The following is a 25,101-nucleotide window of genomic DNA, read 5'->3' as shown; positions in this document are numbered from 1 at the left end:
CCTAAGAGCTTTGTTCTCTCAAGTAATCCTCACGGTTTTGAATGCTTCAGTGACCTGCACTGCCGCTGCGCGGCGATTTCCCATGTCAACTAGAGCATCGAGGCCTCGCAGCAGGACCTGTGCCGTCTCACAAGGAAGCGGTGACACCTTCTCGGAAAACCTTTGAATGAGATTGGCGATTCTTGCGGGTAGATTCCTATCCTGCCACCCCGCCGGCACGCCGTCTGCATGAGTGAGAACGATATCTAGCTGTGCAGCAAAACGATCCAGGGGGTAATGTTCAAATGCACGCTCACACTGGGTTACAAATGCATCAGCTACCACCGCCACACTCCCATGGGCATTCAGCAAAGGTGCCGAGACGTCAAAAACCGCAGGGAGCTCACGCCAGTTTCCGTTAGCAAATCGCGCCGCGCCACCTGCCTTTTCGATCTCGACAAAGAACACTTCTCTAACCATGGTAGATAAGTCGGAATCTGAAAGAGAACCGTACCTGCCAGAGTAGCGGAAGCTTTCGCAGGCAATCATCCTCGAAACTATTAGCCTGAGCAGCCTCAACGGTACATCTGAAAGTTCGGCCTCATCGAGCAGGCTACTAATCAAACTTCCCTGGTAACTGACCATCAGAGAGGTGAAGACTTTATCGCTTGACGCAGCAGCTGGCTCAACAAACCGTTTAGAGCTTTCTTCAGTACTGATGAAAAGAGACAGTTTGCCGAGAAAACCGAAAAGACAACGTCTCCATACATATAGATCCGACGCCTTTTCGTCCCAGTCTGTCCTCCCTTCTTTTATCGCCCACGAAGGGTAAACACGCTCAATCGTCCACAGAACCAAATCGTCGCACCATGCCAAGAAGAGCGGCTTGCGCTGTAGGTCTGACAGTACAGCTTCGAGCGGGATGTAATTAAGGATTTTTCCTAACCACTCAGTGTCGGGCTGAACTGATGGATAATCCCACTCTGCGATGACAGCTCGCCCACGAACCGTTCTTTTCAATGGAGCCTCGTCTGCGACAGGCACCCAAGCCGGAGGGATTTTAGGAAGCTCTTTAGGTTCCCGCTCGGAGGAGTTGACCCCGTCCAACGCTTTCGCTAACAAAAGCGAAATGCGAGCTCGGCTAAGCTTCTCTTTCTCTTCCTGAGGCATCGCGAACGGATGGTGCTCAGTCATTGCTAATGATACCGCCAGGTCAAGTGCTGACCACGCGACGTCTGGCAGCCGGTTCCAAGACCTCAGCATCCCTCCAATTGCCTCAATGCAAATCTGCTCATATGGGTGCGCAGAAAGCCTGACTAGCAGGGAGTGCGCGTCTTTACCGAGCGGAGATTCGTCAAGCAACGCCACCAGGCCGCGGGTTATGTAGAGCACTGGGTGATGCATCAGATGGGAACTGCGCACGAAGAACTCTGGACATTCTGGCGTCATCACTCCTCTGTCACAAACGTCTACCGCCCAGTCAGCATCTTCATTGTCGGACCGATGCGTGAGGACAATTGCTGCTACACCTGCAACTATCCCTTGCCGCCGGTACTCTGGGCTTATATGAGAGTGCCCAGCAACAAAGAGATCGGGTGTGTCCAAAGACTTAGCATATGCGATGACTTCTTGGAGCCCTATCGAGACATCGATTGCCCCCTGCTCGAAGGTTGTATCAACCCATTGAAGGATCCTGAGATGTTCGAACATCTCCTGATGTTTACGACTTATTTCCTGAACATCAGAGGCTTGGACTCTGGGGTTATCCATTTGGATAGATACCTGAGTTCCATGCTCCGCTACCTCAAAACGATAGTTTTCGACCTTTCCGACCTCCGCCCAGATCTCGGCATTGCGTACGAGTTTATTCACCAAGGCCTTATCGGCGCGCTCCTCCTCATAGTCAAAAGGTAAGCTCGCAGGAAAATCCTGTAGCGCTGCCGCAAGCTCTGTCGCTAACGTTCCCCGTTGAGCCACAAATGCTGACGATAGCCATCTGATGTCAGTGCGTCTAGAAGGACGATTATTGGCGACTTCGACCGCATCAAAGTGGCTTTTATCTGGATGCTCAAAGCCTATTCGATTAGCTAGTGCAGAGCTTGTCTCCGAGGCGCACCGATTTATATCCCAAGTCCAAAGCCGCTGGTTGGACAACAGCGGAAGACTTGAGGCACTTAGAAGCTGAGACTCTAGAATGATCGCAACGCCGATCCCTAAGGCGGCGATACTTGTATGACCTTCTAGGACATCACGGAGGACTATGTCCGGTTCAGTGCCATTCGCCAATTGACCGATGGCCCAGGCCTCCAGCGCCATCAGTCCACTGGCTATGGGCTTTGGGCCTCCTACGCCCCGACCCCATAGGTAATGCCGCCCATCCCCTTGGAAGCTGCATTCGCCCCAAGGGAAATGGAGCGATAGCGGAATCGGAGTACCGGTTCGCAGATAGCTGTGTACATGGAGCTGACGCCAAGCCTCAGCAGCGTGGTTCGTCAGCTTTCTCACAAGTGTTCGTGCCTGCTCAGGAGCAGAAATAAAGAGTGAGTGGAAGGGCTCTCGAGTTGGAGCGGCAGGGAAGAAACCATGGGACTGATCGGTGCAAAGATTCTCCCAATCGTGATATCCGAAGTCTTGCTCTACAAGACGTCTGGATTTGGAATTCCGATTGGCCTCAAGGACTGCATCCGGTAACGGGTTTTGCAATGCTTGGAGTGCGAAAGTGACCAATGAATCGGGACACACTCTGCTCAGCGTTGGCGCGTGTAAGAAGACTTCAGACACGACATTAGTTGGCAGGTTTTCTCTCTCAGCCCATTTATCCACATAAGCTGAGACCAGTGCAGGGTAAGCAGTACCGGCCCTCAGCACCAACAGCCGCAGGCGTGACTCCAACTCCTCGATTTTTCCATATCCCAACTCATCCCAGACACCTTTATTGAATGAAATATTTTCAGAATGAGTGACAGTTTCGATGCTCTCCAGCCAAGAGCCAACCTGAGTCAAAATGGCTTGCGTAACCGGATTTTGAAAGCCAGCACAGGCGTTCTGCCATACTTCGAAAACCGACGTGATCTCGGGTCGAAGTGACACAGCTAATTTATCCGCGTGTCTCACAAGCCAAAAGCAGAAGCGGCGCCATGCAGAGAAATCAGAAGGAAGGGCCATCAGGTCGGACCACACCCAGCGCTTCAATGGATCAAGATCAGGAAACAGTTCCACGTTCAAGGGCAATGGATTTGGTCGTGTCTTGTCTGCCTGAAACCAGACCGCTAGGCGCCCAACGAGTGCAGTTGAACCCTGCAATACAGCGGAGTTGTAGGCGGATTCGTATTTGGCGAAATTTGGCAGCCCAAATGGGCCCAGCAACCATGCGCGTAGCCACTGAGTCCGGATAGTCGTCGTATGCTCAAGAATGTCTAGGTGTTTATGCCACTCTTCTCCCTCAGACAACTCGGCCTGCGAAAGCAACTCTATAACCCGTCCGAGAACCGGAGGTTCGCCCACATTGCGGATGACGTCGATCCATCGATCATCTTGTGAGACCAGCAATTGAAGAAACGCCCACTCAAAGTAAATATCGTGAACAAATTTAACCGTTAAGCCCGCCCTAACAGGGCGCACGATCCCATCTGCCATTAAATCCGCAAGCGCGTCAGGATCTACGTCAACAGAGGAAATCTTTTTTCCAAGCTGAAATGCGCCGTTTTGTGCGAGCTGCAAAAGCGCCCTCTGACGTCGAGCAGCTTGAGCTGACTCAGCGCCATACCCACCTGCAAGCCACCATGCTGTCGCCAGCTGTATTTCGGAATTCATCGTCTGATGAGACATGCCTACGTGTCTGACCAGGATGGAGGTGAAGAATGGGCGTCTCACTACCGCTTTTATCTGGGGGGCACCGAAAAGTAGTGGTTCCATTGCTGGAACGCTGTCGGCCAAAGTCCTCGCCTCAATGTCATTAAATTCTGACACCTCCACGACCTGCACACCACCTTGCACCAATAGAGCAGGTAGCCACGTCCTCACTGGCTCCATTCCTATATCACGCAGGGTCGCAATGGCTCTCCAATTTTGGAGAAGCGGCGAAGCGACAATAGTGTTCATTACATCCAGCACTACCCGCCGACCGTCCACTTCAAGCCTGTCTATTCCGTCGATATAAACCACTGGGGTGCCAGTGGCTTCAATTTCAACCATAAGACTTTCCAAAGTGGCATTCGATAGTCCGATGCTGGTCGCATACTGCGCCCAAGAAGCTCCTGCAAGACGGTCTGCTTTGAGGAAAAGTACGGGGCCAGCCGTAAGCCTTCGGTCAATGAGCGAGCTAAGAACAACGGACTTACCGGTACCTGGCAGCCCCGTGATCAAGACGACTTTGCTCTGTTGCATAGCATCGAGCGAAGCTTCGACATATGTGTCCCTGGAAATCGCTAGGCCAGCAATTGTGTCAAGCACCTCTAATCGCGCTCGCGAAGATTCTTCGGCTATCCGTCGAATATCTGCATGCAGGGAGGGTGCGCCGTTGAGATGAAAGGTGCCATTGAGCCTAGATACCAACGTTTTACGGTCAAACGAAGCTGCAACTCCTTCCGCCACTCTCACGAGTGAAAGCAGACGCCGCCAGAGATCATCAGCTCGTGGCTGCTCGGTCGGGTGAAGGCAATTTGCCAAGGAAATTACTGCTTGGGCTTCGGTGGTCGAGCCCTCGTGAAGCATCTCCATACGCATAAGCACAAAGTGAGCAAGAAGCTGGTGTGCGGCTACGTCATGGTCACTATCAGGATCGGCAGCGGCTATCAGGACTTTGACAATGTCGAAGTAGGTGGCCTTGTTGCCCGCCACTCCCTTGGCTCGAAGCTTCTTGATAAACCGGTGCGGATCGCTGTCGCCTCGTGCCCATTCACACAGAGTCTCAAAATCACGCTTACTGGCGTCCGCCATTTCGCCGATAACAGCCCCCACCCGGTCTATGCCAACCCGAAATGCATCCGTGTGGAGGGTGAGGTGCGCGCGCTGGATAGTTTCTTTGAAATCGGTGTTGGATGCCGAAGCGCTCACTACTAGCTTGCGTTTCACCTGCAGACTCAAGCTCATCCGAGTCCCGTCTTGGCCCTCAGCCCAGACGATAACGTCATCCAATGGATGGCCTGACGAACCTTGTTGAACCGCCAGGTGCCTTACTATTCTTCCAGGAACTCCTGGGGCCGTCGTCTCTGCGAGCAGCGCGGTCGCATAGACCGCCGCAATTCCATCCTCAAAAGTGAACCCTGCACCTGCAGTCAGTTCGGGACTTGCTGGAGCTGCGGCGCCATTGGCAGCTTCAGCCGATTTCACGCTAGGTCGCCCGCCTTCTTTCCTGCTGGCCATATCCCTATTCACCCGATAATTCACTTTGGTTATTAAGCCAAAGTCTCTCATAGAGTCGAGGAAGCATGCTATCAACCCGGATCAAACAGTTATTGAGGTAGCCGACAATATGCACCTATATGAATGGGTGTATTGGTCAACTAATTTCGGACACCGCGTTAAGTTTTTTCACGGCCATAACTGGCGTCAGCCCGTTGCTTGTCGATAGGGGTACCGCACCGAGATATCACTGACCCTGTCAGACTCCTCGCGTACCCCTACCTTTGCTGGGTTCGTGTTGATGTAAAGGTGGGTTGATCTCACGTCAGCACCTGGGTCAATTCAGCATTGGCGCTGAAAACTCTGAGATCATTGGTTCGAAGTCATCAGCCAGGCTTCGGCGTCCGACACCATTTTTCTAATCAATTTCACATCCATTCCAACGTTCCCATAAGTGAAACTCGACTCGACAATCTTCTTCTTGGACTTTCTCAGGTCAGGATGGAGGTGGTCTGGCCCATAGGGCACGTCATGGTGATTGGCCGAGTCAACTCGCGACAAATTCGTCCCGTTGGGCGCTTGAACGTTGTAAGCGTAATTCATGGGCGACACATACCTGACAATAATGGCTATCCCAGAAGGCCGTCTGGCCGTGATGGTTTGGTCTTGCACTTTCTCGATTACGCAGCCGAGTTCCGTTTTGAAGGCATCGCATGCTAGTTCCAGTATCTCACTCGCGCTCACTTGCTTGAAATTATCGAACATCACCATCCCACCCAGATGCATGGCAACGTAGTTCATCAAGGTTGATTGCTCTTGCGCTTCTTCTTCATGTGTAGAGCAAAGTTGCAATCCGATGAGCAGACCTGAGCCTCCCTTTATCGTGCTCGTGGATACCCGATTTGTTTCTGTCCCGCACACCAAACATTTGCCATTCGATGAAAGCCAGATCGCTCCGTCCACCGCCGTATTTTTGCGACGCCCCTGATATAGACCCTCAAATGAGCGAGTTTCATTGTCGCGCTCCTGGCGCCAGCTGCTGAAGCGCTGAGGATAGTTACGATCGTCAATAAGCTCGGAGAAACCAGTGTCGTGAATCGGCCTGAGGGTTATTCCATTCTGCTCAAGAAATACACCAATGCTAGCTAACATGAGCATATTATCGGTCTTTAGGAAGTAGATTCGCGTCGCAGGAAACCTGTTGGCCGGTTTGTAGAGAGCGTTTATATGAAACGTTCCCGATGCAATGTACAGATGAACGTCGTCTGCTCCTTGCATCATCCATAACAGCGTTTCCTTTTCACGAACCTCAATCGGCAATAGCGGATTCTGTTCTGAAAGGAAATTGCCGCCGAAGACTTGTATTGCGCCGTCAGTCGCGCGGCCGTCGAGCTTGAGTGCTACGCAGTCTTTGATTACATCATTAAGTTTCAACGTTAGGTTCCACTTCTGTAATTGTCTTGCTCGGTAGATGGGGGCCTCCAGGCGAATCCACAAGCCGTTGTCCAAGAGGGAGAGCAGGATGCGAAACAATTACGTCATCGCTGAATCGTAGACCGTAGCGATGATCTGGACCCGGCTTCTTTCGATAGCGCCCAGCCTACACGCGGGCAGAGTGATTGGAGTCGCCTTCACAGTGACCAAATGGCTCGCATCTGAATGTAAACTGCTTTCACAGCAGAGGAGGTGCGATCACTATGACCAGCAAACGTATTTCTCAACAGCAATCTATGATCGGCCTTAGGGTCGCCCTACGGATCATTAGCGCCTGGCAAGCGACACCTGCCCAGGCATGCGGCATTCTTCGTATCTCCGCCTCGACTTTCCGTCGTGTTTCGCAAGGCGTGGACGCTGGCCGCAGGCTCGATTTGGATCAACAGCAGCGCATTGGGATGGTGCTCGGTATCCACGCATGCTTGCGCACCGTCTTCGACAACCCGGCGAACGTTCAAGGTTTTCCAAGCCTCACGAACCATAATCCCTTCTTTGAGGGACGATCACCGATTGAAATCATGGCCAATGGCGACATGATCTCCTTTTACGAGACCTACAAGCGTATTGAGCAATTTCAGCTGGGCCAGCACTGAGCCGCAGCCCATTTAGGCCGGGGAGGGAATATGGATTCGAGGCGACAGGAAGTAACTTCGCACGAGTTCGACAGGCTTTTAAGTCAAATCGATCCAGAAGATACCCTCTAGTGAAGTGAGCTCGCTGCCTAGCTGTTAAAGTTTGCCGGTGAGCCTGCCGGTTTAACCCTGTATTGCGTGGCGACGATGATGCTCCTTTCAGGCCCTATGGCTTACCGAGCGAGGAGCAAAGCACTTGCTAACGTAGGTACAGATAGCACCGGTCCCAGTTACCTATAGAAGAATTATTCTCGGTACGAAGATCAAGTCCCTTGATTGCTCCAGCGTTGCAGCGGGCGAACATGTGTGCCGCCAGGATTGCGATTATGGGCGGCGGCCTTCCTTGGAACGGGGCGAGAGATATGGTCCGACCTGAAAATTGCCATACTCGCTCCAGATTGAAAAACTTAATTAAGTGTTGCTCCTTCACAGCCGTCTTCCAAGGCTCAATGATCTTGAAGCTCTGAATGACCTCCTATGCCTAACTATTTCGGCTTCTTGGGTTTTTGAGGCGCAACAGTGTCGATGAATTCGAGGAATGCATTCGCCTGCTCATCGGCCGACAGAGTCACGACAGGAGCACGTACGCGGGACCTTGACGACTTTGAGGTTTCCAGAGAGGGAGGAAATATATCTCTCATGATCGCGCGCTCTTTTTCAGTCATGGCTGAATCGTAGACCGTAGCGATGACCCGCTCATGTCGATCGGCTCGAGCGAAATTCACAACGTTGGCTCTCATCGCCACAGGCAAATCAAAGGGGCACTGCAGATCTCGATTCGTCTTCTTTTTTCGACCGCCCAGCGCAAGCAGCTGCAACTCCTCTACCTCCATAGCACTGACAGTGTAAGCGGCGGAGCGGTAGGCACGAGTTATATCGAACAGACCCACCCACTGCCGCCCAGCAATGCGACACTCCACGTAGGCAAGCGCTAATAGCTGCACCGCCAGACGCTTAATCCCAAAAGTGCAGCGGTACAACTCGGCGGCCAGCTCAACTGGTTCTACTGTTATGATCCCATTACTGACTCTCAAGCATTCTGCGACATACGCCTGCCAATCCTTGCCGTCCGGGTCGTCCGGCAACATGATTCGCGGGGCGGAGAGCAAGCGCTGTCTGTCCTCACTGTTTCTACCGAAAAGTTTGTGACCAAGGCTGTAATTACATACAAAAACCATAGGAAGTCCGATCGAAGCCATGGTCAATAGAACGTCCGTCACCTTGGCCGCCCCGGAGCCTGTGTTGCTGTGTTGCATCTCCTCCAATAGTGCGAGACAAACGCCATCTCGGTTAGCACGACTACGAGACTCCTGAAGCAACTGAGCGACCGTTGTCCTCCCGACACGCTTGCCATCCCCTAAGACAAAGTCTTCAAGCAGCGCCTTGCCGCTCGCTTTACCGCGAGCGCTGGCATACCAATGCGACATCAAGGTTACGGTGCCTTCGTATAGGTCGCACGAAAGCTCCACTGGTCGCGGCAGTACCTTGCGCAAAGCAGCAATGGTTTCGCTTTTGCCTACTCCAGCGAGCCCGGTGAGACACACTGGAGAAACTTCCACCTCTGGCGGGTTGAAGATCTTTGATGCGTAAGCAACCTCACTGGTGAACAACTGCTGATTGTGGACCGCCGCTTTGCCGATCATTTCTCTGATAAATGCCAGCGAGAACTCGTTGGGGATGAAAATTTTTTTGAGTGCGCTTGCGAACTGTTCAGCCGCGATCATGACATCGAGGTGGGCAAGCGCTGAGACGGGCTCAGGCTTGACAGTGACTTTGGCGCGAATCCCTTCCATGGCCAAGCAATCACTGAACCGGGTATCTATCACCTTGTTCATCCGGCCTTCCCTGAAAAACGAGCCAAGTCCTCGGAGTCCCGCTTAGCTGATGCGTTTTTCGCAGGACGACCATTCTTGCGCTGCCCCGCGAAAGCATCCTCTCCAGTTAGCTGTTTGAATCTATCCCAGAAATACTGCTGAGTAGCAGGGGTTTCGTCACGAAGGGCTGCGGAGCCTTCACGTCTTATTAAATCTATTGTTTGCAAGTCTCGAAGCGAAATATCGACGGAGCACTCAAGCGTTCGTTGAGAGCGTACAAAATCGAGCTCATGGAGCTCGCCGTACACCTCTATCCAAATGTGTCGGACACACATCGTCAGGGTAAAGGCCTTTGTAGAAATCACCCCGCCTTTCGCCACACGATCAAACACTCCCGTAGCGACCAGGGACGGCGATCTGTATTTGCGACCATAGAAATACACGGCATCGCCTCGAATGACCGCCGGGCATTCAGTTAAGAAAGCTCTGATAGCAGTGTCGAACTGCATACCGTGAGCGGAGTTCCGCCCTCGGCTATCCCAGTAATTGAAAATCTCGAGCGGCGTTGGCTTGACCCCGGCCAGAATCAGCTCCTCGTCTAAGCGACGGCTGGCATCAGATGTATGGTTGTCGGCGAGTACCCGCACGATCTCCCGCTGAGCCATACGGACGAAATTCAGCTTGCTATGGAAATAGGTCGGTTGGTCGTGCGTCTTCTTGTCTCGTGGATGAGAGGCCTCCACGGATGCCTTAGACTGCCCTGAGAACACGGGAGTGTTTTCAAAAGTGCCTAGCCATGTGATTTCAGATTCTACATCGAAGGTGGCTCCAGGGCCGCGGTCAAACACGAGTCCACGTGCAAGTCCCTCACTTGGCCACTCGTCTGACTCAATAGTCACCGCAAACAGCTCACAATACCTGACCTTGTTCGAGGCGATCGAAAATAGACACATTTTGTATGCCTCCATGTTCTCCTTGCCTTCGGCGAATCCAATGCCTACGACGAGCCCTGAGAGGGCACAAACCGCACGAACAACACAAAAACTATCAACCGCATTACCTTCGGAAACGCCTGACAGTTTTTCGGAGATGTAGTAACCGTCAAACTCTACTCTCTGGTTTACGTTGAGTAGTCGATCAGCAAAGCTTCCGTAGGACCCGGAGACAGCGCGAGTTTTATGAGTCCCTCTCACACCTATGGACCGCTGCCTCGGGCTGACCGATTGCTCGACCTGATACCTCACTTGAGAAAGTGTGGGAAAGGGTTCACCGTTAGGATGGATGAATTCAATTTTGCCTTGTTTTTTCAACGCGACGCAGCCGAAAACTTTTGTCAAAATTTCACTATAAATAGTGGCTGCGGTTTTATAGGGAGACCTGAAAGCGAGATACCCGGAAAGAATTTTTTCTTTCATTGCCTTGTCTGAACGGTACCCCCAGTTCTTGCCTTTGGCCGAGGGCCGACCCAGCCTACGGACATGGGAAGGATCATCCCGTTTCCAGCAACCTATACGATGGAGCGGCGGCATTAACGCCCATTTGTTTTGACCAAATACGATATAGGTATAAAACCAGAGCCGCAGGCGCGAAGCATTTTGTTGAGGCCGCAAGGCCTTAGCATGGGCATTGATGACCGAGTCCGGGCTGTCGCTGGCAAGAGTCTCTTCAAGTCGGAAAACGAGGTCAGATATTGCTGCAAAACGTCGATTCACTTTTTGATCGTAGCTTTCCCTGACCGATACACGCAGGCTTTCGCGGTGTGAAACGGAAACGCGCTCGACTGGCTCAAGCCACGGGGGGTGCTGATCTGTAATACCGCCCTCCACTATCAAGCCAGCTTCAAGTGCGTCCTCGAACTCGATCCTAGTAAGTGTGATCAGGTGGGATCTAAGCTCTTTGTCATCGTCAGCAAATTCGACCAGGCGTACCCGGTTGGTGCCGCCATCACTGCGAAGAAAGTGATAGGTCGCACCTTTTGCCAAGCACTGAAATCCTTCAGGCGCAGTTAGCCTCGAACCGGTCATCATGACTCTTTCTCCTGGAAGAGCGTCCCATATGCCTCAAGAAGATCGCCGCCATCCGTAGATAGAGGGCGGTCGATAAGAATCGGCCGGAAGAAATTGACCGGCAGCTTGCGCTCCCATATATCCTGGTAAATTTTTGCAATAAATTGATCACGACTTCCCCAGCGTATCGCATACCTTATTGCTACATAGGCTACGGGGTCGCCTTGCTCAACGGCCTCGAATACCGCACCGCTGAAGTCGCTAAGCAGGCTTGGATCAAGCGTCAGCGGAAGCTGGTGAGTCATGAACAGCAAGTCCAGGTTGGCGGCCACTGTAGGTTCTACTGCATCAAGAGAGACCTGCACGGTGCGTATGCCGGCGCTGGCGTAGTAAACCTTTTCCAGCTCGGTTCGAAGCTGCGCATGGGCACGGTCTTTACTCTGCTGTACCGGGGTTTTCGCGCTTGAGAGTCTGCGCTCGCCGAACGCTTCTTTACGATCCTTTACTGTCCAGTTGACGACGTAAGGAATGCTTTCTCCGCCCAATAGATATAGCAGCAGGTCACCCTGGTAGGGGAACGGCATCTTCACTCGGCGCCCATCAGCCAAATTGACACCAATTTCGTAATGCTTAAACCCAAGCTCCTTCGCAATTTCTACCGTTCCTTTAGCCGGAGCCAGAAAAAAACCTTTCGCCATGGGGTGGCCACGTAATGGATGACCATACGTCACCGGCCAAAGCATTTTCTGCTCGTGGAGATCGATCAGGTAAGGATGGTATAGAGCCAATTGCGTGAAAACTTTTTCAGGAGTCGAAAGCGCGTGTAGCTCCCGGCCAAGCTTACGACTATTTAGCCTGCTGATACGCGACCCTTTAGGGGCTTCGCGGGGCAAGGCGAGTGTGGAGGGGATGTACTTTTCTCCCCACTCGAATCGACCTTGACGGCTCATGATAAGGGCAAATCTTTGTTGCGGAGTCATTGAGGCATTCCAGTCTTGAAGGGCACCACGGAATCATCTGCGTTGGGGATAAAATCAATGACTTACGTGAAACCCTTGCCATTCGGGCAAGTTCATAGTCGCGACGTTGTGGATAACGCGCAGTTCTTGTGGATGAACGAGGCCGTGCGAGACTTGACGTCTCACATCGAGAAATAGAGAATGGGATGGTCAGCCTTCCAAATCTGACTTATCCACAGGGGCTCAAGGTTGCACTTGAGCCCCTGCCTCTATACCGGGTTCTGTTGTATTTAGTGGTATGCCATCAGTATCCTTTTTACGCGGACGTCTTGGTCCTGTGAAGAGCGGTTGGCATCCCTCACCTGTAGCGTGAGATACCCGTTCTGAAACGGAATATATTACCTCTGTAGATTAGTCTCTTACAATAAAAAATCGCGTCTTGACACAGTCTTTCATATACACGCTTCTAGGGACGTACAGTTCGAGCCTTTAACGGAACAATTTATGATCAAGATATTCTTAGTTTGAAAGCATTAGGCTGAAGATGATATTAAAAAATTAAACTTTAGTGCTTTATCGAATTTCCTTTTAACCTGAAAACTTGCATAACATACCATTTTAAACCGGGATAAGGGCAATGGATAGGTTATCCGCGTCAGAGCCCAAAGCATTTCTTCGCTGGCTTCAAGATGAAACCTTCTTTAGCCTCTGTAGTCGCCAGCACCGGCTTTTAGGTCACCTGGACGCGTCGAGCACATTGGCGTGGCTCTACGGTTCATGCCATTGTCCCGTCACTCATGATTTTCCTGGGAATTTTTCTGCACTCAGAGCCGACGTGAAATATTGCTGGGGTGACGTCGCATCTATCATTAATGACCACACCATACTTCCCCTTTTCTATGCTTTTCAGTCAAAGGAGCAGATAGACTCTGTAGTCAAGACATTGGAAAGCCCATCAATAGGGTCACTCAAATATCGCCTGGGCTTAGTGACCGGGGGTTTTGGAGCAGAGCATCCACTGAAAGCATGCACAGCATGCATGGCTGAGGATCAAAATGTGCATGGAGTCGCCTACTGGCACCTATCTCATCAGTTCCCCGGCGTTATTCAATGTCCTATTCACGGTTTGCTTTTGAGAGAAAGCACGGTTAACCGTCAATGGTCAGGCCGCTTCAGATGGGCGCTTCCTGACCCCCAGTTGCTGGAGCCATCTAAACACCCGGAGTCTTCGGACGTTACGATCTGCCGCTTTGGTGCAGCAGTACTAGAGCTTGCGACGTTTGGAAAGTCCTCACGTTTCGACCCTTCGATTGTCTGCGCTGCATACGGGGAGGCTCTTAAGGGACAGGGGTTCTCTCGCACAGAACGGACTGGCACCACAGCGTCTTTCCTTGAGCATACCTTCAGGTTGCAGAGCTACACCCCACTCAACCTCCTTCCTACCACACAGCATACCGCAGCTATATTCATCTCTCAGATGACACGTAAGCCTCGTAGCTGTGTTCACCCATTGAAGCACCTGACACTCATTACCTGGCTATTCGGTGGGCTCTCACCGTTTATCGAAGCTTGCGAACGCTTAAGCTGTACCCGCGCTGAGCTGGGTAGCGTCCTTACTGATAGCAATAGTACATCCACAATACTCTCGAGGTTAAAGATAGCTTTACCCAATAATCAGTGCCCTGCTAGACGACCCAAGAAACTTAAGGCTCATATTCGAGAAAATATAATTGAGCTTTTGAGCGAGGGAACCCATAAAAAAATAGCATGCTATGAATTCAACATTACCGTATGCACCGTCAATCGCATCCTCCGATCAGAGCCGGGGTTACAACGACTATGGACTGAAAAGCAACTTGAGTTTAATCTGTCACTGCACAGAACAGAGTGGATACGTACAGTTGCGGCATGGCCCGAACTTAGCGCAGAAAAAATACGGAAAAAAATACCAAGAGCATATGGCTGGTTATATCGAAATGATCGAATTTGGCTAATGTCTAATACAAAGAAAATGCCTCGTGGTTGCTGTGGAAATAACTCAAATGTAGATTGGCTGCAACGTGATAAAGTAATGATTGATTTGATCACTTCTAAGTTAATTGAAAATCATGGAAAATTAGACGGCTTAAAAATAAAAATGCGTGATATCTACATGGAGATACCATCATTATTCAGATCACTTGAGAAACGAGAACGCTACCCAAAAACGCGGGAGTTACTGGCAAAAATTATCGCTGGATCTTGATATATAGTGCAGGTGCCAACGCGGTAGAGGTAGATATATGGTAAAACTTTACAAGTTTCACGATCGCGAGGTGGACAAGCGTAGGAAGCGTTTCATACAAGTTGCCAGTAGATCGTGAAAACAATTTTTTGAAATATATCAATGACAGAGTGATAGCACGCCATGCTGACAGCTAAACACCATGTACTTTTTCTAGACTTTGACGGCGTACTGCACCCTGACGCTGTTTATCTCTCAAGCAGTGGCCCGATCCTTCGCAACGAGGGTGAGCTCTTTATGTGGGCACCCAATCTAGAGAACGTTTTGGAGCAATTTCCTTCCGTCTCGCTGGTTTTAAGCACCAGTTGGGTTCGTCGCTTAGGGTTCAAGCGAGCAAAAAATTACCTTTCGACTGCTTTGAGCTCGCGAGTAGTGGGAGCCACTTGGCATAGCTCAATGGCAAAAGCTTGGGCGGATGATGATCCATGGGATGGTCGGAGCAGGTACGAGCAAATCAGCCGATATGCATCACGATGCCACCTTCGTAGTTGGATTTCGATAGACGATGACGCGGAAGGTTGGCCAGCTGTCGCAGGACATCACCTTATCTTGTGTGACTCAAATAAAGGATTAGGAGAAGCATCGACATTGCACGCTCTTGAAAAGCGATTGGCTGAAGTGGTTTCAGATGCTTAGGCATTAGACTATGTCAGTTCAAACCAATCATCACTAGCAGTAATTAAGGCTGTAGCAAGGTGAAGACCGTTTTTTGTGCATGGCAAAATACAAATTTCTTATAAAATTTTCTGATGTATAAGCATTTCTAGTCTACCGAAGAAGACTACTACCTCCTATTCTATATCTGCTCGTGGCTGAGGTCTTGTCGCGACAAATCGACATATACTTAGTTATATGATGCAACTCGTATCCATACCTTCGCACCTCTGTCACGAACTCTGCAAAACTTTCAAACCCTAAAACTATACAATCAAATATAAATAGACTTATCCCCTCACCATCGTGCTTGTATTGCTTACCACTTTGAAGCCTTTCCGATGATTTTTTAAGGTCATCAACATAAAAACCAAGAGCTGCATGCTGTAGATGCGAGGACGCCATTTCATAGACAAGCCGCTTAAGAATTACGTCGTAAACCAATAATTTAGGAAGACAATATTCATATGAACATATCTCTCCGTATATCGTGGCGGCCTTTATTTCATCTTTTTCTGAGATACTTACAGAATCTATTTCCGAAAAATTTCGACCTTTGCAGCCTTCCCACATAGACCTAAATCCCTTACCAGCCCCATGCTCAGAAAGTGCTACACCGCAAAATGGACAATCAACTACAAGTGTTAACTTATGAGTAGCGCAGACATTTATAAAATCTGGTATGCGGCGCCAGTAGGAAAACCCATGCTTTTTCATGTCGTCTTTAACACAACTCGGACAAAACGCAGGCTTCCTTTCTTCATTCTCTATAAAGTTATTATAGAGTTCAAATTTTGTACCCGAATAAGAAAAGTCCGCAATATCGCTTTTGAATAAAGATTTCAACGGATAACTAGTGTGATTATGGATTAACCAATTGAACCCATAGCACCCATCCCACCCGAGATACTCTGCAATTGCTCGAACATTTCCATTTTTCATCACAAACTTTGACGCATCGCTGATTACTTTTTCAGGGTGGCCAAAACTCAAAAATATGCTGCGTTCGACATAAGAACGAAGTGACTCATTGGGTTGTATTTTCGGCCGCATAAGATTTTTAGCTCAGGTACAGCTAGTCGGTATCTAACAGAGCGAATAGGGTCCGTCACGTCGTCAGCGACGCGAACGAACCCCGAGAGGCAAAGAGGGCTGTCTAAGTGATGGGGCGAGAAAATATTTTGGAGAAACCTGCGACAGATTTAATTCACATGCGACAGTTTTAATTCTCAAAAATCACACCACTTCCCCCTGTGGATAACTTACTCCACCGTCACCGACTTCGCCAGGTTCCTCGGCTGGTCAACATCCGTCCCTTTCAGCACAGCCACATAATACGAAAGCAGCTGCAACGGAATGGTGTACAGAATCGGTGCCAGGGCGTCGATGATGTGCGGCATGGCGATGACGTGAGTGCCTTCGCCGTTCTTGAGCCCAGCCAGCTCATCCGCAAACACGATCAACTCGCCGCCGCGAGCGCGTACTTCCTGCAGGTTGGATTTGAGTTTTTCCAGCAGCTCGTTGTTCGGCGCGACAGTAACGACCGGCATGTCGGCATCGACCAGCGCCAGCGGGCCGTGTTTGAGTTCACCAGCCGGATAGGCTTCGGCGTGGATGTAGGAGATTTCTTTGAGTTTGAGTGCGCCTTCCATTGCTACAGGGAATTGCGCGCCACGACCGAGGAACAGGGTGTGGTGCTTCTCGGCGAACAGCTCGGCGACTTTCTCGATGGTGCCGTCCATTGCCAGGGCTTCGCCCAGACGGGTTGGCAGACGGCGCAGTTCTTCGACCAGTTGTGCTTCAACGCCCTCCTCCAACGAACCTTTGACCTGGCCGAGTGACAGGGTCAGCAGCAGCAAGGCGACCAGTTGGGTGGTGAAGGCTTTGGTCGATGCCACGCCGATTTCCGGGCCAGCCTGGGTCAGCAGGGTCAGGTCGGATTCACGTACCAGTGAGCTGATGCCGACGTTGCAGATCGCCAGGCTGGCCAGAAAGCCCAGTTCCTTGGCGTTGCGCAGCGCTGCCAGCGTGTCGGCGGTTTCGCCGGATTGCGAGATCGAGACGAACAAGGTGTCCGGCTGAACCACAACCTTGCGGTAGCGGAACTCGCTGGCCACTTCCACCTGGCAAGGAATGCCGGCCAGACCTTCAAGCCAGTAACGCGCGACCATGCCTGCGTGGTAGCTGGTGCCACACGCCACGATCTGAACGTTGCGTACTTTGGCGAACAATTCGGCAGCCTGTGGACCAAATGCGTGGACCAGCACTTGCTGTTGCCCCAGACGACCTTCGAGGGTGCGCTGCACGACCTTGGGTTGCTCGTGGATTTCCTTGAGCATGAAGTGACGATATTCGCCCTTGTCAGCGGCTTCGGCGCCTTCATGGTATTGCACCACTTCACGCTCGACCGACACACCGTCGACGTTCCAGATCTGCACGCTGTCGCGACGGATCTCGGCAATATCGCCTTCTTCCAGGTACATGAAACGGTCGGTCACCTGACGCAGCGCCAGTTGATCGGAGGCCAGGAAGTTTTCACCCAGGCCCATGCCGATCACCAGCGGGCTGCCACTGCGGGCGGCCAGCAGGCGATCAGGTTGTGCAGCGTTGATCACGGCAAGACCGTAGGCACCGTGCAATTCTTTCACGGCAGCCTTAAGGGCAACCGCCAGATCCGGCGTGTCCTTGAGCTTGTGGTGCAGCAGGTGAACGATGACTTCAGTGTCGGTATCGGATGCGAACACGTAACCCAGGCTTTTCAGCTGTTCACGCAGCGCTTCGTGGTTCTCGATGATGCCGTTGTGGACAACTGCCAGTTTATCGGCCGAGAAGTGTGGATGAGCGTTACGTTCACACGGAGCACCGTGGGTCGCCCAACGCGTGTGGGCGATACCCAGACGGCCGGTCAGCGGCTCGCCTGGCAGTGCCTGTTCCAGCTCACTGACCTTGCCCGAGCGACGACGGCGCTCAAGGGTGCCTTCGTTGGTGAAAACAGCCACGCCTGCGCTGTCGTAACCGCGGTACTCAAGACGCTTGAGGCCTTCGAGCAAAATGGCCGTGATATTACGTTCAGCAACGGCGCCGACGATTCCACACATGGTTATCTCCTAGCTGACAGCAGCACAAATCAGATTGATGCCGCGGGCCTGTATCTGATCGCGTGCTTCAACGGGCAGACGATCATCAGTAATAAGGGTGTGGATACTGCCCCATGGCAGCTCCAGATTGGGGATCTTGCGACCGACCTTGTCGGCCTCGACCATGACAACAACTTCCCGGGCGACTTCCGCCATGACCCGGCTCAAACCCAGCAGCTCATTGAACGTGGTGGTGCCACGATTCAGATCGATGCCGTCAGCGCCGATGAACAACTGGTCGAAATCGTAGGAGCGCAGTACCTGTTCGGCGACCTGCCCCTGAAAAGACTCCGAGTGCGGATCCCACGTTCCGCCGGTCATCAACAGAACTGGTTCGTGCTCCAGCTCGGTAAGGGCTCGCGCTACATTCAGGGAGTTGGTCATGACCACCAGACCAGGTTGCTGGCCCAGTTCAGGGATCAACGCAGCCGTAGTGCTGCCACTGTCGACAATAATTCTGGCGTGCTCGCGAATTCGGGAAACCGCAGCGCGGGCAATTGCCTGTTTGTAACGGGAAACCGGCTGGCTGCTTTCGCTGATCAGCTCGTGAGGCAGCGGCACTGCGCCCCCGTAACGGCGCAACAGCAAACCATTGGTTTCGAGGGCCGCCAGATCCTTTCGAATCGTAACTTCAGAAGTTTCAAAACGTTTGGCCAAATCGTCGACACTGACTTCACCCAGCTCATTTAGCAGGGCGAGAATGTTGTGGCGACGTTGTGGTGTGTTGCGCTTCGACATGACAGCCTTAAGTTTCGTTTCGAAAGATAACGAAGGCAATCAAAACCTATTTTTTGGGTTTGGTCAAGGTTTCGGTGTCTGTGCCTGATCATACCCATGCTGCGCGTGGGTATGCAGTTCTGGACGCTCCGCGTCCTATCTTGAGTGTCAGGTGTGGATAGTTATGGACGCGTGCCAATGTTAAGCATTGGCACGAGGATCATCATGGACTGTGGATAACTCAGTCTTTCCTGATTTTTACCGGACGCTTCCACCCTTCGATGTTGCGTTGGCGGGCGCGGGCCACGCCGAGTTGTTCAGCGGGCACGTTCTGCGTGATGGTCGAACCGGCTGCGGTCGTCGCACCATCAAAGATATCCACAGGCGCAACCAGTGAGTTGTTAGAACCAATGAACACGTCTGCACCCAACGTCGTCTTGTGCTTGTTGGCCCCATCGTAATTGCAGGTGATGGTACCAGCGCCGATGTTGGTTCTTGCACCGACTTCGGCATCCCCTAGATAAGTCAGATGACCAACCTTCGCACCCTCGCCCAGGTTCGCATTCTTGAGTTCAACAAAGTTACCCACATGCGCTTTGGCACCCAGCACACTGCCAGGGCGAAGGCGGGCAAACGGGCCGGCATCGCTACCCTCGCCCAGAATTGCGCCTTCGATGTGGCTGTTTGCTTTGACGACGACACCCTTGCGCAGGGTGCTGTCCTTGATCACGCAGTTAGGGCCGATGACCACGTTGTCCTCGATGACTACCTTCCCTTCGAGGATCACGTTGATGTCGATCAGCACGTCGCGGCCGACGCTGACTTCGCCGCGCACATCGAATCGCGCAGGGTCACGCAGGGTCACACCACCTGCCATCAACCGGCGGGCTTCGCGCAGCTGATAATGGCGCTCCAGCTCGGAGAGCTGTTTGCGATCATTGGCGCCCTGCACTTCCATTGCGTCGTAAGGCTGCTCTGTGGCAACAATCAGCCCGTCATTGACGGCCATGGCGATTACGTCAGTGAGGTAATACTCGCCTTGGGCGTTGTTGTTCGACAGCCGCCCCAGCCAGTCAGAGAGACGCTTGGCAGGCACCGCGAGAATGCCGGTGTTGCCTTCGGTGATTGCCTTCTGTGCATCGTTCGCATCCTTGTGCTCGACAATCGCGCAGACACGATTCCGCTCGTCGCGAACGATGCGGCCGTAGCCGGTAGGATCGTCCAGGGTGACGGTCAACAGGCCCAGTTGCTGCGGATTGACGAGTTTGAGCAGGCGCGCAAGCGTCTCCACTTCGATCAACGGCACATCGCCATAAAGAATCAACACGGTCTCAGCTGTAAGTGCAGGCAGCGCCTGAGCAACAGCGTGGCCTGTGCCCAGTTGCTTGTCCTGCATCACGAAATTCAGGTCATCGGCTGCCAGCTGTTCACGAACAGCATCAGCGCCGTGTCCGATCACGACGTGTATTCCACTTGGGGATAACTGACGCGCGCTGTGGATAACATGGCCGAGCATGGAGTTGCCAGCCACGGGATGCAGGACCTTGGGCAAGGCAGAACGCATCCGGGTACCTTGGCCAGCAGCGAGAATAACGATATCGAGAGACATGATAGGACTACCAACTGAGCGGCAACCGGGCCGAAGGCGGGCTGACTTGAAAAAGGAAATCTGAAAAAAGAAAAAGGGTAGCCGAGGCTACCCTTTTTCTCAATCGCGCATCGAATGCAGCGGGGTTAGCCGCCGAACTTCTTGCGAATTTGCTGAACGGTGCGCAGCTGAGCTGCAGCCTCGGCCAGACGAGCAGTTGCAGAGCCGTAGTCGAAATCTGCGCCTTTCTCGTTCAGAGCCTTCTCGGCAGCCAGTACGGCAGCCTGAGCAGAAGCTTCATCCAGGTCGGCAGCACGTTGCACAGTATCGGCAAGCACCTTGACCATGTTCGGCTGAACCTCAAGGAAACCACCGGAGATGTAAAACACCTCGGCTTCCCCACCCTGCTTGATCAAGCGGATCGGGCCCGGCTTCAGATCAGTGATCAGCGGCGCGTGGCCTGGAGCGATACCGAGATCACCCAGGTTGCCGTGCGCAATCACCATCTCGACCAGACCGGAGAAGATTTCCCCTTCCGCGCTGACGATGTCGCAATGGACTGTCATAGCCATTTGCTTGCCTCAACCTAATTAGCGCCCGTTTCCGGGCGCCGGGATTACAGTTTCTTGGCTTTCTCGATCGCTTCTTCGATGCCGCCGACCATGTAGAACGCTTGTTCTGGCAGGTGGTCGTAGTCACCGTTGAGGATGCCTTTGAAGCCAGCAATGGTGTCTTTCAGAGAAACGTATTTACCTGAAGCACCGGTGAAGACTTCTGCCACGAAGAAAGGCTGGGACAGGAAGCGCTGGATCTTACGAGCACGGTTAACCAACTGTTTGTCGGTCTCCGACAGCTCGTCCATACCCAGGATCGCGATGATGTCTTTCAGCTCTTTGTAACGCTGCAACACATACTGAACGCCGCGAGCGGTGTCGTAGTGTTCCTGGCCAATGACGTTCGGGTCCAGCTGGCGCGAAGTCGAGTCCAGTGGATCTACCGCAGGGTAGATACCCAGGGAAGCGATGTCACGGGACAGTACGACGGTGGCGTCCAAGTGGGCAAACGTGGTCGCAGGCGACGGGTCAGTCAAGTCGTCCGCTGGTACGTATACGGCCTGGATCGAGGTGATCGAACCATTCTTGGTGGAAGTGATGCGCTCTTGCAGAGTGCCCATCTCTTCAGCCAGGGTCGGCTGGTAACCTACTGCGGAAGGCATACGGCCCAGCAGTGCGGATACTTCAGTACCGGCCAGGGTGTAACGATAGATGTTGTCGACGAACAACAGAACGTCGTTACCTTCGTCACGGAACTTCTCGGCCATGGTCAGGCCGGTCAGTGCTACGCGCAGACGGTTACCCGGCGGCTCGTTCATCTGACCGTAAACCAGTGCCACTTTGTCCAGAACGTTGGAATCCTTCATCTCGTGGTAGAAGTCGTTACCCTCACGAGTACGCTCACCCACACCGGCGAACACGGAATAACCGCTGTGCTCGATCGCGATGTTACGAATCAGCTCCATCATGTTTACGGTCTTGCCGACACCGGCACCACCGAACAGACCGACTTTACCGCCCTTGGCGAACGGGCAGACCAGGTCGATAACCTTGATGCCGGTTTCGAGAAGATCGTTGCCGCCTGCCTGCTCAGCGAAGGACGGTGCAGGACGGTGAATGCCCCAGCGCTCTTCGGTGGCAATCGGGCCAGCTTCGTCGATCGGGTTGCCCAGCACGTCCATGATCCGGCCCAGAGTCGCTTTACCGACCGGTACGGAGATGGCTGCGCCAGAGTCTGTTACTTCCAGACCACGCTTCAAGCCCTCGGTGGAGCCCATCGCAATGGTACGAACCACGCCGTCGCCCAGCTGCTGCTGAACTTCCAGGGTGGTTCCTGCCGCGCTTTGAACTTCCAGCGCGTTGTAGATACTCGGTACGCTATCGCGTGGGAATTCCACGTCGATCACGGCGCCGATGATTTGAACGATACGTCCGCTACTCATTAGCTGGTTCCTCTAATATTTGAACCGTTAAACCGCGGCAGCGCCGCCGACGATTTCCGAGATCTCTTGGGTGATCGCTGCCTGACGCGCCTTGTTGTAGATCAGCTGCAAATCGCTGATCAAATCACCGGCATTGTCTGTGGCGTTCTTCATCGCGATCATCCGCGCTGCTTGTTCAGCTGCGTTGTTCTCGACCACCGCCTGGTACACCTGCGATTCCACGTAGCGAACCATAAGGCCGTCTAGCAGCTCTTTGGCATCGGGTTCGTAGAGATAGTCCCAGTGGTGCTTGAGCCCTTGATCCGGGGTTGCCACCAGCGGAATCAATTGCTCCACTGTGGGTTGCTGGGTCATGGTGTTGATGAACTTGTTGGATACCACGGACAGGCGATCAATACGGCCATCCAGGTAGGCATCCAGCATCACCTTGACGCTGCCGATCAAGTCGTTGATCGACGGCTCTTCGCCCAGGTGGCTGATCGCAGCGACGACGTTACCGCCGAAGTTGCGGAAAAATGCCGCACCTTTGCTGCCGACCACGCACAGATCGATCTCTACACCGTTTTCACGGTTCACCGCCATGTCCTTGACCAGAGTCTTGAACAGGTTGGTATTCAAGCCACCACACAGACCACGGTCACTGCTCACTACGACATAACCGACGCGCTTCACAGGGCGCTCGATCATGAACGGGTGGCGGTACTCCGGGTTGGCGTTTGCCAGATGACCAATCACCTGACGAATGCGCTCCGCGTAAGGACGGCTAGCAGCCATGCGCATTTGAGCCTTGCGCATTTTGCTGACCGCCACTTTTTCCATGGCGCTGGTGATCTTTTGCGTGCTTTTGATGCTCGCAATCTTGCTGCGAATCTCTTTTGCGCCTGCCATGTAACACCTATCAGGTTAGCAAGCGGGAGCCTTGCGGCCCCCGCTGCGGCTTACCAGGTTTGGGTGGCCTTGAACTTCTCGATGCCGGCTTTCATGCCAGAATCGATTTCGTCATTGAAGTCACCCTTCACGTTGATCTTCGCCATCAAATCGGCGTGATCGCGGTTGAAGTAAGCAATCAGCGCTTGTTCAAAGCTGCCAATCTTGGCGATTTCGACGTCAGTCAGGAACCCACGCTCAGCGGCATACAGCGACAGCGCCATGTCAGCGATCGACATTGGTGCGTATTGCTTCTGCTTCATCAGCTCGGTAACGCGCTGACCATGCTCAAGTTGCTTGCGGGTCGCCTCGTCCAGGTCAGAAGCAAACTGGGCGAATGCCGCCAGTTCACGGTACTGAGCCAGAGCGGTACGGATACCACCGGAAAGCTTCTTGATGATCTTGGTCTGAGCGGCACCACCCACACGGGATACCGAAACACCGGCGTTCACAGCCGGACGGATGCCGGAGTTGAACATGGCCGATTCCAGGAAGATCTGACCGTCGGTGATGGAAATCACGTTGGTCGGAACGAACGCGGAAACGTCGCCAGCCTGGGTTTCGATGATCGGCAGTGCAGTCAGCGAGCCGGTTTTGCCGGTCACTGCGCCGTTGGTGAACTTCTCTACGTACTCTTCGGAAACGCGCGATGCGCGCTCCAGCAGACGGGAGTGGAGATAGAACACGTCGCCCGGGTAAGCTTCACGGCCTGGTGGACGGCGCAGCAGCAGGGAAATCTGGCGGTACGCCACTGCTTGCTTGGATAGATCGTCATAAACGATCAGCGCGTCTTCACCGCGGTCGCGGAAGAACTCGCCCATGGTGCAACCCGAGTACGGTGCAAGGAATTGCAGCGCAGCGGATTCGGAAGCACTTGCAGCCACGACGATGGTGTTAGCCAGTGCGCCGTTTTCTTCGAGCTTGCGAACAACGTTGGCGATGGTCGATTGCTTCTGACCGATTGCTACGTAGACGCAGAAGATGCCGCTGTTCTTCTGGTTGATGATTGCGTCGATGGCCAGAGCGGTTTTACCGATCTGACGGTCACCGATGATCAGCTCACGCTGGCCACGGCCGACAGGAATCATGGCATCGACAGCCTTGTAGCCAGTCTGTACAGGCTGGTCTACCGACTTACGCCAGATCACGCCTGGAGCAACTTTCTCGACTGCATCGGTCTCGGTGTTGTTCAGCGGACCTTTGCCGTCAACTGGGTTACCCAGTGCATCGACAACGCGACCCAGCAGTTCCTTACCAACCGGAACTTCGAGGATGCGGCCAGTGCACTTGGCGCTCATGCCTTCAGCCAGAGTCGTGTATGCGCCCAGTACAACGGCACCCACGGAGTCTTGCTCAAGGTTCAGCGCCATACCGTAGACGCCGCCCGGAAACTCGATCATCTCGCCATACATTACGTCGGCCAGACCATGAATCCGCACGATACCGTCAGACACGCTGACGACTGTGCCTTCGTTACGGGCTTGGGAGGTTACATCGAGCTTGTCGATGCGACCCTTGATGATTTCACTTATTTCGGAAGGATTGAGTTGCTGCATTGCTCTGCTGCCCCT

Annotated in this window: 16 protein-coding genes; 3 read left to right on the top strand and 13 right to left on the bottom strand. The window is 52.9% G+C overall.

All coding sequences use genetic code 11. The features are described from left to right. Nucleotides 1-18: 18 nt before the first annotated feature. Both RGM3321_RS22250 and RGM3321_RS22245 read right to left on the bottom strand, forming a co-directional pair. The gene (locus tag RGM3321_RS22250) at nt 19-5,343 is read right to left on the bottom strand and encodes an ATP-binding protein (protein WP_244394853.1); all 5,325 of its coding nucleotides are present in this window, start codon (nt 5,341-5,343) and stop codon (nt 19-21) included. 348 nt (nt 5,344-5,691) lie between these two features. Beyond that, the gene (locus RGM3321_RS22245; protein ID WP_244394852.1) at nt 5,692-6,855 is read right to left on the bottom strand and encodes a DUF6516 family protein; all 1,164 of its coding nucleotides are present in this window, start codon (nt 6,853-6,855) and stop codon (nt 5,692-5,694) included. Between the two features lie 164 nt (nt 6,856-7,019). Here RGM3321_RS22245 and RGM3321_RS22240 point away from each other — a divergent pair, with 164 nt between their 5' ends. Continuing rightward, nucleotides 7,020-7,409, top strand: a complete 390-nt coding sequence (locus RGM3321_RS22240) for an antitoxin Xre-like helix-turn-helix domain-containing protein (RefSeq protein ID WP_122278732.1) — start codon at nt 7,020-7,022, stop codon at nt 7,407-7,409. 524 nt (nt 7,410-7,933) lie between these two features. Here RGM3321_RS22240 and RGM3321_RS22235 read toward each other — a convergent pair. From RGM3321_RS22235 to RGM3321_RS22225, 3 genes are read right to left on the bottom strand one after another with little or no spacing between them, the layout of a single operon-like run. After that, nucleotides 7,934-9,283 (bottom strand): transposase, encoded by a 1,350-nt coding sequence (locus RGM3321_RS22235; protein WP_244394851.1) that lies wholly within the window; start codon nt 9,281-9,283, stop codon nt 7,934-7,936. Beyond that, nucleotides 9,280-11,289, bottom strand: a complete 2,010-nt coding sequence (locus RGM3321_RS22230; protein WP_244394850.1) for a transposase — start codon at nt 11,287-11,289, stop codon at nt 9,280-9,282. The genes RGM3321_RS22235 and RGM3321_RS22230 overlap by 4 nt, the downstream gene beginning before the upstream one ends. Continuing rightward, nucleotides 11,286-12,248, bottom strand: a complete 963-nt coding sequence (locus RGM3321_RS22225; RefSeq protein WP_244394849.1) for a hypothetical protein — start codon at nt 12,246-12,248, stop codon at nt 11,286-11,288. Before RGM3321_RS22225 ends, RGM3321_RS22230 begins: the two co-directional genes overlap by 4 nt. A gap of 616 nt (nt 12,249-12,864) precedes the next feature. Between RGM3321_RS22225 and RGM3321_RS22220 the strand changes: the two genes are divergently transcribed. Next, nucleotides 12,865-14,472 carry a TnsD family transposase gene (locus tag RGM3321_RS22220; RefSeq protein ID WP_244394848.1) on the top strand — a complete coding sequence of 536 codons (1,608 nt, stop codon included), beginning with the start codon at nt 12,865-12,867 and terminating at the stop codon, nt 14,470-14,472. 162 nt (nt 14,473-14,634) lie between these two features. Continuing rightward, nucleotides 14,635-15,147 carry an HAD domain-containing protein gene (locus tag RGM3321_RS22215; RefSeq protein ID WP_236436698.1) on the top strand — a complete coding sequence of 171 codons (513 nt, stop codon included), beginning with the start codon at nt 14,635-14,637 and terminating at the stop codon, nt 15,145-15,147. A gap of 132 nt (nt 15,148-15,279) precedes the next feature. On the opposite strand, the gene RGM3321_RS22210 is transcribed toward RGM3321_RS22215, so the two are convergent. From RGM3321_RS22210 to atpA, 8 genes are all read right to left on the bottom strand, one after another. Next, entirely contained in the window at nt 15,280-16,158 is an 879-nt protein-coding gene (locus tag RGM3321_RS22210; RefSeq protein WP_244394847.1) for a hypothetical protein, read from the bottom strand. Nucleotides 16,159-16,427: 269 nt separating this feature from the next. Then, complete coding sequence (gene glmS / locus RGM3321_RS22205; RefSeq protein WP_244394846.1) at nt 16,428-18,263, bottom strand: glutamine--fructose-6-phosphate transaminase (isomerizing); 1,836 nt, start codon at nt 18,261-18,263, stop codon at nt 16,428-16,430. A 9-nt stretch (nt 18,264-18,272) separates the two neighbouring features. Beyond that, nucleotides 18,273-19,040, bottom strand: a complete 768-nt coding sequence (locus RGM3321_RS22200) for a DeoR family transcriptional regulator (RefSeq protein ID WP_244394845.1) — start codon at nt 19,038-19,040, stop codon at nt 18,273-18,275. 220 nt (nt 19,041-19,260) lie between these two features. Beyond that, nucleotides 19,261-20,628 (bottom strand): bifunctional UDP-N-acetylglucosamine diphosphorylase/glucosamine-1-phosphate N-acetyltransferase GlmU, encoded by a 1,368-nt coding sequence (gene glmU, locus RGM3321_RS22195; protein WP_244394844.1) that lies wholly within the window; start codon nt 20,626-20,628, stop codon nt 19,261-19,263. 125 nt (nt 20,629-20,753) lie between these two features. Beyond that, complete coding sequence (locus RGM3321_RS22190; protein ID WP_002555981.1) at nt 20,754-21,179, bottom strand: F0F1 ATP synthase subunit epsilon; 426 nt, start codon at nt 21,177-21,179, stop codon at nt 20,754-20,756. A 44-nt stretch (nt 21,180-21,223) separates the two neighbouring features. Next, nucleotides 21,224-22,603, bottom strand: coding sequence for a F0F1 ATP synthase subunit beta (gene atpD, locus RGM3321_RS22185; RefSeq protein WP_002555982.1), 1,380 nt, complete (start codon nt 22,601-22,603; stop codon nt 21,224-21,226). 27 nt (nt 22,604-22,630) lie between these two features. Beyond that, nucleotides 22,631-23,491: a F0F1 ATP synthase subunit gamma gene (atpG, locus tag RGM3321_RS22180; RefSeq protein ID WP_003367855.1), complete on the bottom strand. Its 861-nt coding sequence runs from the start codon at nt 23,489-23,491 to the stop codon at nt 22,631-22,633. Between the two features lie 50 nt (nt 23,492-23,541). Then, a complete protein-coding gene (gene atpA / locus RGM3321_RS22175) occupies nt 23,542-25,086 on the bottom strand; it encodes a F0F1 ATP synthase subunit alpha (RefSeq protein WP_002555984.1) in 1,545 nt (514 codons plus the stop codon). Nucleotides 25,087-25,101 lie beyond the last annotated feature (15 nt).

Source organism: Pseudomonas sp. RGM 3321, from assembly GCF_022836805.1.
Classification (GTDB): Bacteria; Pseudomonadota; Gammaproteobacteria; order Pseudomonadales; family Pseudomonadaceae; genus Aquipseudomonas.
Note: the sequence above shows the minus strand (reverse complement) of the source record. Positions and strands in the feature narration are given on the sequence as shown.